General features: G+C 73.0%; 1 protein-coding gene. It reads left to right on the forward strand.

Annotated elements, in window-relative coordinates:
- The first annotated feature begins 26 nt into the window (after window positions 1–26).
- Window positions 27–17,072, forward strand: coding sequence for an SDR family NAD(P)-dependent oxidoreductase (locus ACFZBB_RS30590; protein WP_391129151.1), 17,046 nt, complete (start codon window positions 27–29; stop codon window positions 17,070–17,072).
- The last annotated feature ends 27 nt before the right edge of the window (window positions 17,073–17,099 follow it).

Below are 17,099 nucleotides of genomic sequence, written 5' to 3' on the forward strand. Positions count from 1 at the left end.
AACCGCTCGGAGGAGGAACGCCTCGGATGACGAACGACGACAAGCTGGTCGGCTACCTGAAGCGCGTGGCGGCCGACCTGCACCAGACCCGGCAGGAGTTGCAGGAGGTCAAGGACCGGGAGAGCGAGCCGATCGCGATCGTCGGCATGGCCTGCCGGTTCCCCGGTCACGTCGGCACACCCGAGGACTTCTGGCGGCTGCTCGACACCGGCGGCGACGCCATCGCCGACTTCCCGGCCGACCGAGGTTGGGACACCGAGGCCCTCTACGACGCGGACCCCGACGCGCCCGGCAAGACGTACCTCCTCAAAGGCGGATTCCTCGACGGGGCAGGGGACTTCGACGCTGAGCTGTTCGGCGTCTCGCCGCGTGAGGCCCTGGGCATGGACCCGCAGCAGCGGCTCGTCCTGGAGTCGTCGTGGGAGGTGCTGGAGCGCGCCGGTATCGACCCCAGCTCGCTCAAGGGCACCAAGACCGGCGTGTTCGTGGGCGCCGCGGGGACCGGCTACCTCACCACCATGCAGCAGGTGCCCGAAGGCGTCGAGGGCTACACCGGCACCGGCTCCTTCATCAGCGTCATCTCCGGCCGCGTCTCGTACTCCCTGGGCCTCGAAGGCCCCGCGCTGACCGTCGACACCGCGTGCTCGTCGTCGCTCGTGGCCCTGCACCTGGCCGTCCAGTCCCTGCGCAACGGCGAATCCACGCTCGCGCTGGTCGGCGGTGTGGCCGTGATGCCCACGCCGTGGGTCTTCGTCGACTTCAGCCGACAGCGCGGCCTCGCGCCCGACGGCCGCTGCAAGGCGTTCGCCGCCGGGGCCGACGGCACCGCCTGGTCCGAGGGCGTCGGCATGCTCCTTGTCGAACGGCTCTCCGACGCACGCCGCAACGGCCACAACGTCCTCGCGGTGGTGCGCGGTTCAGCCCTCAACCAGGACGGCGCGAGCAACGGCCTCACCGCGCCGAACGGCCCTTCCCAGCAGCGCGTCATCCGCGCGGCCCTCGCCAACGCCGGTCTGACCGGGGACGAGGTGGACGCGGTCGAGGCGCACGGTACGGGCACGACGCTCGGCGACCCGATCGAGGCGCAGGCGCTGCTCGCCACGTACGGCAAGGGCCGCACGGGAGGCCGCCCGCTGTGGCTCGGGTCGGTCAAGTCGAACCTGGGCCACACCGCGCACACCGCCGGTATGGCCGGTGTCATCAAGATGGTGCTGGCCCTCCAGGAGGAGAAGCTGCCGCGCACCCTGCACGTCGACGCGCCCACCTCGAACGTCGACTGGTCCGCGGGCGCGGTCCGTCTGCTGGAACAGCCGGTCGACTGGAAGCGCGGGGACCGCCCGCGCCGGGCCGGCGTGTCCTCTTTCGGCATCAGCGGGACGAACGCCCACGTGATCCTGGAAGACGCACCCCAGGCCGACGAACCCGCGTCCGTGGACGAAACACCGTCAGCCCAGGGCCCGTTGGGCGAACTGACAGCGGTGCCGTGGGTGGTGTCCGGGCGGTCCGCCGCCGCGCTGCGCGGCCAGGCCGCGAGGCTCGCCGCCTTTGCGGCCGACTCGAACGAGCTGCCCGCCCCGGTGCACATCGGGCGCGCACTTGCCGCCTCCCGCGCGGCACTTGAGCACCGCGCGGTGGCCGTCGCCGACGACGTCAAGGAAATGGTGCCAGGGCTGGCGGCCCTGTCGGAGGGAGTTGCGGCCTCCGGTGTGGTGTCCGGCGTGGTGCGTCCGGGCGCGGGTCGGGTGGTGTTTGTCTTCCCTGGTCAGGGGTCACAGTGGTCGGGGATGGCGTTGGGGTTGTTGGACTCCTCGCCGGTGTTCGCGGCGCGGTTGGCGGAGTGTGACGCGGCCCTGTTGCCTTACGTCGGTTCGTCGGTGGTGGAGGCGATCCGTGAGGGCGCTCTGGATGACGTGGTGGTGGTTCAGGGTGCGTTGTGGGCGGTGATGGTGTCGCTGGCTGCGGTGTGGCGTGCTGCCGGTGTCGAGCCGGGTGCGGTGATCGGTCACAGTCAAGGTGAGATCGCGGCGGCCTGCGTGGCGGGTGCTCTTTCCGTGGAGGATGCGGCGCGTGTGGTGGCGTTGCGCGCGAAGGCCATTCGCGGGACCTTGTCCGGCAACGGCGGGATGGTGTCCGTCGCGCTGCCCGCGCAGGACGTACGTGAGCGGATCGCGCGCTGGGACGGTCGTATTTCCGTTGCGTCGGTGAATGGGCCCTCGTCCACGGTGGTCTCGGGTGAACCCCAAGCACTCGCTGAGCTGCTGACCTCATGCGAGGCCGAGGGCGTACGGGCGCGTCGTATCGATGTGGACTATGCCTCGCACTCGGCGCAGGTGGACGCCATACGCGACGAGGTCGTTGAGGCTCTGTCCGGCATCGAACCGGCAACCTCCGATGTCCCGTTCTACTCCACGGTGACCGGCGGCCGTATCGACACGACCACGCTCGACGCCGAGTACTGGGTGACCAACCTCCGCCAGGAAGTCCGCTTCGACGAGACCGTCCGAGCCCTCCTCGCCGACGGCTTCACGTACTTCGTGGAGTCCAGCCCGCACCCCGTCCTCGCGGTCGGTCTGGCCGAGACGTTCGAGGACGCGGGATCGGACGCCGTCGCACTCGGCACGCTTCGCCGGGACGAAGGCGGCCAGGAACGCTTCCTGACCTCCCTCGCCGAAGGATGGGTACGCGGCCTGCCCGTCGACTGGCGGTCCGTCTTCGCGGGAACCCCCGCCCGCCGCGTGGACCTGCCCACGTACGCCTTCCAGCACCAGCGTTACTGGCTGGAGTCCGGCTCGCTCGGCAGCGCGGACGCCTCGTCGCTGGGGCTCGGGGCGGCCGACCATCCGCTGCTGGGCGCGGCCGTGCAACTCGCCGACGATAACGCCCTGTTGCTGACCGGCCGGATCTCCCTGCGTACGCACGCGTGGCTGGCCGACCACGCCGTGAACGACACCGTGCTGCTGCCCGGCGCGGCCTTCGTGGAACTCGCCTTGCGTGCCGGTGAGGAGATCCGCGCCGAGCAGATCGATGAGCTGATCCTTGAGGCGCCGCTGGTGATCCCCGAGGGCGGTGCCGTCCAGCTCCAGGTGGCGGTGGGCGGCCCGGACGCCGACGGACGCCGCGAGGTCACGATTCACTCGCGCGGCGAGGACGGCATCGCGGACGACGAACGGTGGATACGACACGCAGTCGGCGTCCTCAGTACGGAACGGCCCGCTGAAAGCGCCGGGTTGACCGACTGGCCGCCCGCCGGTGCCCGGCCGGTCCCGGTCGAGGACTTCTACGCCCGGGTGGCGACGGCGGGTTACGGCTACGGTCCGACGTTCCGGGGCCTGCGCGCCGCGTGGCGGCACGGCGACGATGTGTACGCCGAGGTCACGCTGCCCGACGCGGCAGCCAAGGACGCCGAACGCTTCGCCCTCCACCCCGCCCTGCTCGACGCGGTCCTGCACGCCGTGTCCCTGCTCGACGGCGGTACGCCGGAGTCGGCGCCGCTGCGGCTGCCCTACGCGTGGGAAGGCGTGGCGCTGTCCGCCGTCGGCGCGAGTCGGCTGCGGCTACGGGTCCGCCCGCTGGACGGCGGTGCCGTCGCGCTGACGCTCGCCGACGCGGCAGGGGCCCCGGTCGCGGAGGTGCAGTCCGTCGTCCTGCGCGAGACCACCCCCGAACAGCTCCGGCAGGCCGACGGCACCGCCGGCCGGGACGGCCTCTTCGCCCTGGACTGGACGCCGCTGCCCGTTTCCGCCGGGGGCGCCGTCGCCGCGCCGGGACCGGTCCTCACCCTGGGCGGCGGCCAGGACGTCACGGATGTCGCCGCGCTGCTGGCGGGCCTGGACGCGGGCACCCTGGAACCGCCCGCCCATGTGATCACCCGGCTGGGTCCCGTGAACACCCGGTCGGAGGTCGACAGTGAGCTGCCGTCGCGGGTGCGCACCGCCGTCACCGACGCGCTCGCCCTCGTCCAGGCATGGCTCGCCGACGAACGGCTGAACGCCTCGCGGCTGGTCGTCGTCACCAACCGGGCGGTCTCCACCGGGCCGGACGACGAAGTGGCGGACCTCGTGCACGCACCCGTGTGGGGGCTGCTGCGGACCGCGCAGTCCGAGGCGCCGGACCGCTTCCTCCTGGTCGACACCGAAGACACCGACGGCACCGACGACACCGCCGGCACCCGTGGCACCACTGCCGCTTCCGGCACCCTGGCCGCCGCTGTCGCCTCCGCCGTCGGCGTCGGCGAACCGCAGATCGCGATACGCGACGGCGTGCTCCTCGCGCCCCGTTTCGCCCGCGTCGCTCCGGCCGGGCCCACGCCGGTGCCGCTGCGCGACGACGGGACCGTGCTCATCACCGGCGGAACCGGCACCCTCGGACGGCTCTTCGCCGAGCATCTGGTCTCGGCGCACGGGGTGCGGCATCTGCTGCTGGTCGGCCGCCGGGGCCGGGCGGCCACGGGCGCGCCGGAGTTGGAGCGGCGCTTGCTGGACGCGGGCGCGTCGAGCGTCGAGATCGCGGCTTGCGACGTGGCCGATCGGTCGTCGTTGGCCGCGCTGTTGGAGGCGATTCCCTCCGACCGACCGCTGACGGGTGTGGTGCACGCGGCCGGTGTGCTCGACGACGGAGTGGTGTCGGCACTGACGGCCGATCAGGTGGCCCGAGTCCTCGCGCCGAAGGTGGACGCGGCGGTGCATCTGCACGAGCTGACCCGGCACTTGGACCTGTCGCTGTTCGCGCTGTTCTCCTCGATCGCCGGTGTACTCGGCAACCCGGGCCAGGCCGGTTACGCGGCGGCCAACGTCTTCCTGGACGCCCTCGCCACGCGCCGCCGCGCCGAGGGACTGCCGGTCACCGACCTGATCTGGGGCTACTGGTCAGAGGCCAGCGAGCTGACGGCCCACCTCGGCGACGCCGACGTGGCCCGCTACCTGCGAATGGGCGTCACGCGGATGTCGCCCGAGCAGGGCCTGGCACTCTTCGACGCCGCCGCGTCCGCCGACGGCGGCTCCGGGGTCCACGTCGTCAGCCGCCTCGACCTGCGCGCCCTGCGCAGCGCGGGCCGCGCGGGCGAACCCGTCCTCCCGGTCTACCGGGGTCTGGTCCGCAGCCGACCGCGCCGCGCCACCGACGTCGGCGGCGACTCCGGCAGCCTCCTGCGCGCCCTCACCGGCCTGACCGAGGAGGACCAACTCCGCTATCTGCTCGACCTGGTCCGAGGCCGCGCCGCGACAGTCCTCGGATACGCCGACCCGTCCGCCGTCGAACCCGCCCGCAGTTTCAAGGAGTTCGGCTTCGACTCGCTGACCGGCCTGCAACTGCGCAACGCGCTCGCGGGCGCGACGGGCCTGCGCCTTCCTGCGACGCTTGTCTTCGACTATCCGACGCCACGGGCGTTGGCCGGTTTCCTCCGCACGCTGGTGCTCGGTGACGAGCGCACCGGTCAGGTCGCCGGCCGTAGGGGTACGACGGGTCCCCTGTCGGCGCGTGACGCGGCCGATCCGGTGGTGATTGTGGGGATGGCGTGTCGGTATCCGGGTGGTGTGGGTTCGCCTGAGGAGTTGTGGTCGCTGGTTGCTTCGGGTGGGGATGCGGTGTCGGGGTTCCCGGTGGACCGGGGGTGGGACATCGAGGGGTTGTTCGATCCGATTCCTGGTGTGGCGGGGCGGAGTTATGCGCGTGAGGGTGGATTCCTTTATGGCGCGGGTGAGTTCGACGCGGGGTTCTTCGGGGTGTCTCCGCGTGAGGCGTTGTCGATGGATCCGCAGCAGCGGTTGCTGCTGGAGGCGTCGTGGGAGGTGTTGGAGCGGGCGGGTATTGATCCCGGTTCGCTGAAGGGCAGTTCGACGGGTGTCTTCACCGGCGTCATGCACCACGACTACGCCGTGGGCGCCGATGCCACGGCCAACGACACCGAGGGCTACGCCCTGATGGGCTCGTCTCCGGCCGCCGTCTCCGGCCGCGTCTCGTACACCTTCGGTTTCGAGGGCCCGGCGATGACGGTGGACACGGCGTGCTCGTCGTCGCTGGTCGCGATGCATCTGGCGGCGCAGGCCCTGCGGTCGGGGGAGTGCTCGCTCGCCCTGGCCGGAGGCGTCACGGTGATGTCCACGCCCACTCTTTTCGTGGAGTTCAGCCGCCAGCGGGGCATGGCGCCCGACGGCCGGAGCAAGGCGTTCTCGGCTGCGGCGGACGGTGCCGGTTGGGGTGAGGGCGTCGGTGTGCTGTTGTTGGAGCGGCTGTCGGACGCGCGGCGCAATGGTCACCGGGTGCTGGCGGTGATGCGGGGTTCCGCGGTGAATCAGGACGGTGCGTCGAACGGGCTGACCGCGCCCAACGGTCCGTCGCAGGAGCGGGTGATCCGGGCCGCGTTGGACAGCGCGGGGCTGACGGCCGCCGACATCGACGTGGTCGAGGCGCACGGTACGGGGACCACGCTCGGGGACCCGATCGAGGCGCAGGCGCTGCTGGCCACCTATGGCCAAGAGCGTGGCGGCGAGGACCCGTTGTGGCTGGGCTCGGTGAAGTCGAACATCGGGCACACGCAGGCCGCCGCCGGGGTCGCGGGCGTCATCAAGATGGTCGAGGCGATGCGCCACGAGGTGCTGCCCAAGAGCCTTTACGCGGACGAGCCGACGCCGCACGTCGACTGGTCGAGCGGCGCCGTCGAATTGCTCGCCGAGGCGATGCCGTGGACAGCCGACACCCACCCGCGCCGCGCGGGGATCTCGGCCTTCGGGGCGAGCGGGACGAACGCGCACGTGATCCTGGAGGAGCCGGGGGGAGACGCTGCGGCCGACACCTCTGCGGCGCCGGAGCGCGAGCCCGAAGTCAGCCCGGACGCAGGCCCGTTGGGTTCGCTGACGGTGGTGCCGTGGGTGGTGTCCGCGCGGTCGGCGGACGCGCTGCGCGGCCAGGCCGAACGCCTGGCGGCCTTCGCAGGGACGGACGACGCACCTGCTCTCACCTCGGTCGGCCGCGAACTGGCCCTCTCCCGAGCGGCGTTGCCCCACCGGAGCGTGGTCCTGGCCGCCGACGCCGAACATGCCCAGGACGTCCTCGGCGCGCTCGCCGAAGGAGCCCCGGCCGCCCGACTCGTCAGCGGCGCGATGCGATCGGGCGACGGCAGAGTGGCGTTCGTCTTCCCCGGTCAGGGGTCGCAGTGGGCGGGGATGGCGATGGAGTTGTTGGACTCCTCGCCGGTGTTCGGGGCGCGGTTGGCGGAGTGTGACGCGGCGCTGCGTCCTTACGTCGGGTCGTCGGTGGTGGAGGCGATCCGTGAGGGCGCTCTGGATGACGTGGTGGTGGTTCAGGGTGCGTTGTGGGCGGTGATGGTGTCGCTGGCTGCGGTGTGGCGGTCGGTGGGTGTTGAGCCGGGTGCGGTGATCGGTCACAGCCAGGGTGAGATCGCGGCGGCCTGCGTGGCGGGTGCTCTTTCCGTGGAGGATGCGGCGCGTGTGGTGGCGTTGCGGGCGAAGGCGATTCGCGGGTCGTTGTCGGGCCGGGGTGGGATGGTGTCGGTCGCGCTGCCTGTGGAGGACGTACGGGAGCGGATCGCGCGGTGGGACGGTCGTATCTCCGTTGCGTCGGTGAACGGGCCCTCGTCCACAGTGGTCTCGGGTGAACCCCAAGCACTCGCTGAGCTGCTGACCTCATGCGAGGCCGGGGGCGTACGGGCGCGTCGTATCGATGTGGACTACGCGTCGCACTCGGTGCAGGTGGATGCCATCCGTGACGAGGTCGTTGAGGCCCTGTCGGGTATCGAGCCGCAGTCCTCGCAGGTGCCGTTCTACTCCACGGTGACCGGCGGGCGTATCGACACGACCACGCTGGACGCGGCGTATTGGGTGACCAACCTCCGCCAGGAAGTCCGCTTCGACGAGACCGTCCGAGCCCTCCTCTCCGACGGCTTCGGGTACTTCATCGAGTCCAGCCCGCGCCCCGTCCTCGCGGTCGGTCTCGCCGAGACCTTCGAGGACGCGGCATCGGACGCCGTCGCCCTGGGCACCCTCCGCCGCGAAGAGGGCGGCCAGGAACGCTTCCTCACCTCCCTCGCCGAAGGATGGGTACGCGGCCTCCCCGTCGACTGGCGCTCCGTCTTCGCCGGTACGCCGGATTCGACGGGCGCCGGGCAACTCGCCCTGCCGACGTACGCCTTCCAGCACGAGCACTACTGGCTGACCGCCGACGCCGCGCGCGCCGGGGACCCGAGCGGGCTCGGGCAGGCCGCGGCGGACCACCCTCTGCTCGGCGCGGTGGTGCGGCTGGCCGGTTCGGATCAGGTCGTGTTCACGGGTCGGCTGTCGCTGGCGTCGCACGCGTGGCTGGGCGATCACCGGGTGGAGGGGACCGTCCTGGTCCCCGGTGCCGCGCTGGCGGAGTGGGCGCTGCGGGCCGCTGACGAGGTCGGGGCCGGGTGCGTAGAGGAGTTGACGCTTCAGGCGCCGCTCGTCGTTCCGGAGAGCGGCGGCGTGCAGGTGCAGGTCTCCGTCGGTGCGCCCGACGCTGACGGGCGGCGCGAACTCGGCCTCCACTCACGGCCCGAAGGGGCGGGGGAGTCGGCGCCCTGGGCTCTGCACGCGGTCGGCACTCTCGCGGTCGCGTCCGACACCGCCGAGATGACCGAGGACTTGACGGCGTGGCCGCCGCCCGGGGCCGTGCCGGTACCGGTCGAGGACTTCTACGCCGAGGTGAGCGCGTCCGGTTACGGCTACGGTCCGGCGTTCCAAGGGCTGCGCGCCGCGTGGCGGCGCGGCGACGACGTCTACGCCGAGGCCGCGCTGCCGGACGAACTCCACCAGGACGCGGTCAAGTTCGGCATCCACCCGGCCCTGCTCGACGCAGCCCTGCACGGGATCGTCCTGTTGCGCGGCGGCTCGCCCGCCGAACTCACCGATCTACGCCTGCCGTTCGCCTGGACCAACGTGGTGCTCGGCGCGGTCGGCGCGACCTCCGTACGCGTATGTCTGCGGCCTGCGGGCGAGGACGCCGCCTCGGTGCTCCTGGCCGATGCGGAGGGGGCACCCGTCGTATCGGTGGCATCGATCGCGCTGCGCACGGCGACCGCCGACCAGATCCGCGTCGCCGCCGCGAGTGCGGCAGGCACGGCCGACGGCCTGTACCGCGTGGACTGGGTGCCGGCCGCGCTGTCCGCCGACGGCGGCGCGCCCGACGAATGCGTGTTCCTGGAACGGCTCTCCGACATCGACGCGGCACAGCCGGTTCCGCCGCTGGTCGGCGTGGTCCTGCCTCCGGCCTCGGTCTCCGGCGATGTGCCGGGTGCGGTGGCGGACGCGGTGACCGGCGCGCTGAGTCTGGTCCAGGAGTGGCTGGCCGAGGAGCGGTTCGCTGATTCGCGGTTGGTCCTCATCACCCGTGGCGCGGTGGCCACCCACGCTGGTGAATCCGTCGTCGATCTGGTCCAGGCTCCGGTGTGGGGCCTGGTGCGCAGCGCGCTCGCCGAGAACCCCGGGCGCTTCCTGCTGATCGACTCCGACGCCGATGTCGACGCCCACCTCGCGTCGGGACAGGCCGCGGTGCGTGACGTGCTCGCCTACGCCGTCGGTGTCGCGGTGGCGGCGGGTGAGGCGCAGGTGGCGGTGCGTGGTGGTGAGGTGCTGGTGCCGAGGCTGGTGCGGGCGCCTGCCGGTGGCGGGGGTTTGGTGCCGCCAGCCGAGGGCGCGTGGCGACTGGTCGCCTCCGGCGACGGCACGCTCGACGGACTGTCCGTCGAGCCCAACCCGGCCGCCGAGGCGCCGCTCGTCGCCGGTCAGGTGAGGGTCGACGTCCGTGCCGCGGGAGTCAACTTCCGCGATGTGCTGATCAATCTGGGCATGTACCCCGACCCGGACGCGTACCTCGGAACCGAGGGTGCGGGTGTCGTGGTCGAGGTCGGGCCCGGTGTCGCTGGTGTGGCGGTGGGTGACCGGGTGATGGGTCTGCTGCCGGAGTCGTTCGGTCCGTTGGCGGTGGTGGACGAGCGGTTGGTCGTCCGGGTGCCGGCGGGCTGGAGTTTCGAGCAGGCCGCCGCCGTCCCCGTCGTCTTCATGACCGCCTGGTTCGGCTTGGCCGATCTCGGCGAACTGCGTTCCGGGCAGCGGGTGTTGATCCACGCCGCTGCCGGTGGTGTGGGGATGGCGGCCACGCAGTTGGCCCGGCACTGGGGTGCCGAGGTCTTCGGGACCGCCAGCGAGGGCAAGTGGGACACCCTCCGGCAGGCCGGTCTCGCCGAGGACCACATCGCCTCATCTCGCACCCTCGACTTCGAGGACGCGTTCCGGCAGGCCACCGATGGGCACGGCATGGACGTCGTCCTCAACTCGCTGGCGCGGGAGTTCGTGGACGCGTCGCTGCGGTTGCTGCCGCGCGGCGGCCGGTTCCTGGAGATGGGCAAGACCGACATCCGCGACCCGCAGGCCGTAGCCGCCGAGCACCCCGGCGTCACCTACCACCCATATGCCCTCACCGACATCTCTCCGGACCGACTCGGCGAGATCCTGCGGGAGTTGGCGGAGTTGTTCGCGGAGGGTGTGCTGGAGCCGTTGCCGGTGCGGGTGTGGGATGTGCGTCGCGCCGGCGAGGCGTTGCGGTTCATGTCGCAGGCGCGGCACGTCGGCAAGGTCGTGCTGCGTCTTCCGCGTGCGGTCGATGCCGCGAGTGCGGTGGTGATCACGGGTGGTACGGGTCTGCTGGGCGGGCTGGTGGCCCGGCATCTGGTGGCCTCGTACGGAGTGCGCGATGTCGTACTGGCGGGTCGGCGTGGTGCGAGCGCGCCTGGTGCGGATGCGCTGGTGGCGGAGTTGGAGGCGGCGGGTGCGCGGGTCGAGGTCGTGGCGTGTGATGTCGCGGTCCGGGACGAGGCGGCCGGGCTGCTCGCGCGCTTTGGCGGGGAACGGCCGTTGGGCGGTGTGGTGCACTGCGCGGGCGCGCTGGACGACGGTCTGGTGCCGGACCTGGACGCGGAACGTATACGGGGTGTGCTGGGCGCGAAGGTGGATGGCGCGTGGCATCTGCATGAGCTGACCCGGGACTTGGACCTGTCGCTGTTCGTGCTGTTCTCGTCGCTCGCGGGCGTGGTGGGCACGGCGGGGCAGGCGAACTACGCGGCGGCGAACACGTTCCTGGACGCTCTGGCCGGTGTGCGCCGTACGAGCGGGGCGGCGGGTGTGTCCATGGCATGGGGACACTGGGCCACCGACTCGGAGTTGACCGGTTCGCTCGATGAGGTCGACCGGGCACGCCTGGCCCGTTCCGGCGTGGTGCCGATGAGCGTCGAGCAGGGGATCGGCCTGTTCGACGCGGCCGTCGGCTGGGACGTACCGCTCGCCGTCACCGCGCGTCTGACGCCCGGCGACGCCCAGAGCACCGGGGAAGCCTTCCACGCCCTCACCCGCGAACTGACCACCCCGTCCGTCCGCAAGTCCCGCGCCGTGGCGAGCAGTTCGACCCGTGCCGACTCCTCGGCCCTGGTCCGGCGGCTCTCCGCGCTGTCGCCCGCCGAACGGACCGAGGCCCTGCGCGACATCGTACGCACGCACGTCGCGGCGGTGCTCGGCCACGGGTCGCCGGCCGCCGTCGACCCGGAGCGCGCGTTCAAGGAGCTGGGCTTCGACTCGCTGACCGGTGTCGAGCTGCGCAACCGCCTCGGTGCCGCGATCGGGCAGCGGCTCGCGGCCACGGTGGTCTTCGACCACCCCACCCCCGACGCCCTCGCCGCGCATCTGGAGGACGAACTGGGCCTCGGCGCGGCATCCGCCGAAGACCGTGCCCCGGCCGGAGCCCTTCCGACGGCGGCCGGGCTCGACGACGATCCCGTCGCCGTCGTCGCCATGACCTGCCGCTTCCCGGGCGGTGCCGATTCGCCCGAGCAGTTGTGGGACCTGGTGGCGTCGGGCACCGACGCGATCTCCGGGTTCCCCACCGACCGGGGTTGGGACCTCGCGGACCTGTACGACCCGGATCCGGCCAGGTCGGGCAAGAGCTACGCCCAGCAGGGCGGTTTCGTGCGCGGCGCGACGGACTTCGACGCCGAGCTGTTCGGCATCTCGCCGCGCGAGGCGCTGGCGATGGACCCGCAGCAGCGGCTTGTACTCGAGGCGGCCTGGGAGGCCGTGGAACGCGCCGGGATCGATGTGGCCACGCTGCGCGGCAGCCGTACCGGTGTGTTCATCGGCGCGGTCGGCACCGGCTACGGCCAGGACCCCGACCTTCAGCAGCGCGTTGAGGGGTACTCGGTCACCGGGAACGTGCTGAGCGTCATCTCCGGCCGCGTCTCGTACGTCCTCGGCCTCGAAGGACCGGCGATGACGGTGGACACGGCCTGCTCGTCGTCGCTGGTCGCCCTGCACCTGGCGGCTCAGGCGCTGCGGGCGGGGGAGTGCTCGCTGGCCCTGGTCGGCGGGGTGACGGTGATGCCGAGCCCGTTCGGCTTCGTGGAGTTCAGCCGCCAGCGCGTGCTGTCGCCCGATGGCCGGTGCAGGGCGTTCGCCGCGGACGCCGACGGTACCGGCTTCTCGGAAGGCGTCGGCATGCTGGTGGTCGAGCGGCTGTCGGAGGCCCGCCGCAACGGCCACCGCGTCCTCGCCGTCATGCGCGGCTCCGCCGTCAACCAGGACGGCGCGAGCAACGGCCTCACCGCGCCGAACGGCCCCTCCCAGCAGCGCGTCATCCGCGCTGCGCTCGCCAACGCCGGTCTGACCGGCGACGAGGTCGACGCGGTCGAGGCGCACGGCACCGGCACCAACCTCGGGGACCCGATCGAGGCGCAGGCGCTGCTCGCCACCTACGGCAGGGACCACGCGCGGGACCAGCCGCTGTGGCTGGGCTCCATCAAGTCCAACATCGGCCACACGCAGGCCGCGGCCGGTGTCGCGGGTCTGATCAAGATGGTCATGGCGATGGGCCACGGCATGCTGCCCAGCACCCTGCACGCCGAGGAGCCCTCGCCCGAGGTGGACTGGTCCTCCGGCCGGCTCCGGCTGCTCAACGCGGCGACGCCGTGGCCCGATCGGGGCCGCCCGCGCCGCGCCGCGGTCTCCTCGTTCGGCATCAGCGGGACGAACGCGCACGTGATCCTGGAAGAGCCGCCCGCGGAGCCGCTTGAGGCGGTCGAACTGGCCGGTCCTGGCTCCGGGTTCGGAGAGGGGGCAGAACCCGCTACGTCCGACGCGCCCGCCGCCTCGGCCCCGGCCGCCGTCGTGGGTGACCCGCCCGGCACCGTCGTCCCCTGGGTGCTCTCCGCCAAGTCCGCGGCGGCGCTGCGCGCGCAGGCCGGACGCCTCGCGGACTTCGTGGCCGACCGGCCCGACACCACGGACGCCGAGATCGGGCACGCGCTGGCGACCACCAGGACCGTCCTGGAACAGCGGGCCGTCGTCCTGGCGGGTGACCGCGCGCAGGCCGCCGCCGCCCTCGGCGGGCTCGCCGACGGTACGCCGACCGCAGGGGCGGTCACCGGCGCCGCCGACGTACGCGGCAGGGTGGCCTTCGTCTTCCCCGGACAGGGCTCGCAGTGGAAGGGCATGGGGGCCGAACTCCTCGACACCTCAGCGGTGTTCGCCGAGCGGTTCGCCCAGTGCGACGCGGCGCTCCGCGTCCACCTGGACTGGTCGGTCACCGACGTCGTGCGCGGGATCCCCGGCGCGCCCTCGCCGGACCTGATCGAGGTTCTGCAACCCGTGCTGTTCGCCGTCAACGTCTCCCTGGTCGAGCTGTGGCGGTCGGTCGGTGTCGAACCCGCCGCCGTCGTCGGCAGCAGCCAAGGGGAGATAGCCGCCGCGCTGGTGGCGGGGGCGCTCACGATGGGAGACGCCGCCGAGATCATCGCGCTGCGCAGCGCCCTGTTCGCCGCCGAACTCGTCGGCAACGGCGCGGTCGCCTCAGTGGCGCTGCCCGTCGCCGAGGTCGAGACGCGAACAGCCGTGTGGAGCGGGCGGCTTGACATCGCCGGACGCAACGGCCCGACCGCCGTCACCGTGGCCGGTGACACCGAGGCGCTGACGGAGTTCGTCGCGGCCTGCGAGGCCGACGGCGTCCGAGCCCGCGTCGTCGGGTCGACCGTGGCCTCCCACTGCGCCCAGGTCGAACCGCTGCGCGAGCGGATCATGGAACTGTTCGCGCACATCACACCGCGCCGCGCCACCGTCCCGTTCTACTCGACCGTCACCGGCGGCCTCGTCGACACGACGACCCTCGACAACGCGTACTGGTACCTCAACGCCCGCCGCCCGGTGGACTTCCAGGCCGCGGTACTGGCCATGGAGAGCGACGGCTTCCGGTTCTTCGTCGAGGCCAGCGCGCACCCGGTGCTCACCACCGCCATGGCCGCGACCTTCGAGGACGCCGAACGCGACGGCGTCGCGGTCGGCACGCTGCGCCGTGACGAAGGCGGCATGGCGCGCTTCACCACCTCCGTGGCCGAGGGCTTCGTCCGCGGTCTGCCCGGCGTCGACTGGCGCCCCCTGGCCCCCGGTTCGGGCGGTACGCCGCTGGCCCTGCCCACGTACGCCTTCCAACGCCGCCGCTTCTGGCTGGACGATCTGCGGGACCGTACCGCGCCCACCACCAGCGGTACGGGCGACCTCGCGGACGCCGGATTCTGGGCCGCCGTCGAACGCGGCGACCTGGAGCACCTGGCCGGGGAACTCGAACTCGGGTCCGGAGAGGACGAGTTGGCGACGGTCCTGCCCGCCCTGTCGTCCTGGCGCCGCCGCAGCCTGGACCGTACGGCCCTGGACCGCTGGCGTTACGGCATCGCCTGGCGCGCCCTGGACACCGCGAACGCCCGTGCGCCGCGCGGGCGGTGGACGATCCTCAGCTTCCCGGACGAGCCGTGGGCCGCCGCGGCGGGCGACGCGCTCGCCGCCGCGGGCACCACGGTCACCCACATCGAGATCCCCGCAGACCGGACCGACCGGGCGGCCCTCGCCGAACTCCTCCGGACGGTCGAGGCGGACGGCGTGCTGTCCCTCCTCGCCCTCGGGGACTCCGAGACCGGCCGTCAGGGGGCGGACGGGTCCGAGACGGGTGTGCCGGAGACGGGCGGCCAGGTGGCAGGCGGTTCCGAGGCGCGCGGCACCTCTACGGGTGGCACCGCTACGGGTGGCTCCGCTATGGGCGGTGCCGAGGAGGTTGCCGCGCACGAGGTGCCCGGGGCGTCCGCCGTCGACGGCACCGGCCCTGCGGTCTCCGACGCCAGCGCGCCCGGCCACGCCCCCGTCGGCTCCACCGCGCTCCGGGGCCACGACCCCGCCGGGCGCGAGGCCCCGGAACCGGCTGCCGCCGGTCTCTCCCCGGCCGCCCGCGCCACCCTCGCCCTCGCCCAGGCCGCCGCCGACGCCGAACTGACCGGGCGGCTGTGGGCCGCCACTGCGGAGGGCGTCAGGACGGCACCCGGCGACGCGGGGCCCCGCTCCGGCCAGGCCGAGGTCTGGGGCCTGGGCCGGGCCATCGCGCTGGAGCAGCCCCGCCAGTGGGGCGGCCTGGTCGACCTGCCGTCCCGGCCCGACCCGGCCGCCGCCGTCCGGCTCGCCGCCGTCCTCGGCGGACTGCCCGGCCCTGACGGGACCGCCGACCCGGCAGCCGCCGACGCTCAGACCGTGGACCCCGCGTCCGGCGGCTCCGCGTCCGCCGTCGAGGACCAGGTCGCGGTACGGGCCTCCGGAGTCCACGGGCGGCGGCTCATCCGTACGCCTCTCGGGGCCGCGCACCCCGCACGAGCCGCCGCGTGGCGGCCCGACGGCACCGTTCTGATCACCGGGGGAACGGGCGGGATCGGCGCGCGCGTCGCCCGCAGGCTCGCCGCCGAAGGCGCCCCGCACCTGCTGCTCGCGGGCCGCCGCGGCCCCGACGCGCCCGGCGCGGCCGAACTGCGCGCGGAGTTGGAGGCGGCGGGCGCCGCCGTCACGTTCGCCGCGTGCGACGTCGCCGACCGGTCCGAGGTGGCCGCGCTCCTCGCGGGCGTCCCCGCCGACCGGCCGCTGAGCGCGGTCTTCCACGCGGCCGGCGCCCCGCAGACCTACCTGGCCGCCACCGACACCACCGACGAGGACATCACCCGCATCGCCTCGGGCAAGATCGATGGCGCCCGCCACCTGGACGACCTCCTCGGCGACACACCGCTCGACGCCTTCGTGCTCTTCTCCTCCAACGCCGGGGTGTGGGGCAGCGGAGGGCAGGCCGTCTACGCCGCCGCCAACGCCCACCTCGACGCGCTCGCCGAGCGGCGCCGCGCGCTCGGCCGTACCGCGACCTCACTGGCCTGGGGCGCCTGGGGCGGCGGCGGCATGATGGAGGCCGAGGGCGCGGCCGCCTACATGGAGAGCCGCGGCGTACTGGCCATGGATCCCGAACGCGCCGCCACCGCACTGCTCCAGGCCGTCGCGCACGAAGAGACGTTCGTCGCCGTCGCCGATGTCGACTGGGAACGGTTCGTCCTCGGCTTCACCGCGCTGCGCCCCAGCCCGCTGCTCGCCGAACTCCCCGAGGTACAAGCGGCGTTGCGCACCGAGACCGATCAGGCCGACTCCGCCGCCCCGACCACCGCGGGCGCCGAATTCGCCGCCCAGTTGGCGACGCTCTCCGAGCCCGACCAGCTCAAGAACGTCCTCGACCTGGTACGTGACCAAGCAGCCAGCGTCCTCCAGCACGCCGACAACTCCTCGGTACGGGCGGGCCGCACGTTCAAGGATCTCGGCTTCGACTCGCTGACCGCCGTCGAACTGCGCAACCGCCTGTCCACCGCGACCGGCCTGAAGCTGCCCGCGAGCGTGGTGTTCGACCACCCCACGCCCACCGCGCTCGCCCAGCACCTGCGGACCCGCTTCACCACCGGCGCCGCGTCCGCGGCGACCGGTCCCGTGAGCACCGGCGGGACCGGCACCGGATCCGTCCTGGACGAGCTGGACGCCCTCGCGGGCGCGGTCGCCGCTCTGCCCGCGGACGGTGAGGAGACCGCCGAAGTCGTCGGCCGCCTGGAGGAACTGCTGTGGCAGGTACGGCAACGACGCGACGGCCGGGGCGAGATCGAGTCGGCCACCGCGGAGGAGATGTTCGACCTGCTGGACCGCGAACTCGGCAACCCCTGATCCGCCGCACGCGGACGGGACATTCCT

The sequence above is a fragment of the Streptomyces sp. NPDC008139 genome, assembly GCF_042957025.1.
GTDB lineage: Bacteria > Actinomycetota > Actinomycetes > Streptomycetales > Streptomycetaceae > Actinacidiphila.

What these genes read in the sequence shown, in the direction of transcription:
- ACFZBB_RS30590 (WP_391129151.1), top strand. Translation starts at nt 27, where the DNA reads ATGACGAACGACGACAAGCTGGTCGGCTACCTGAAGCGCGTGGCGGCC.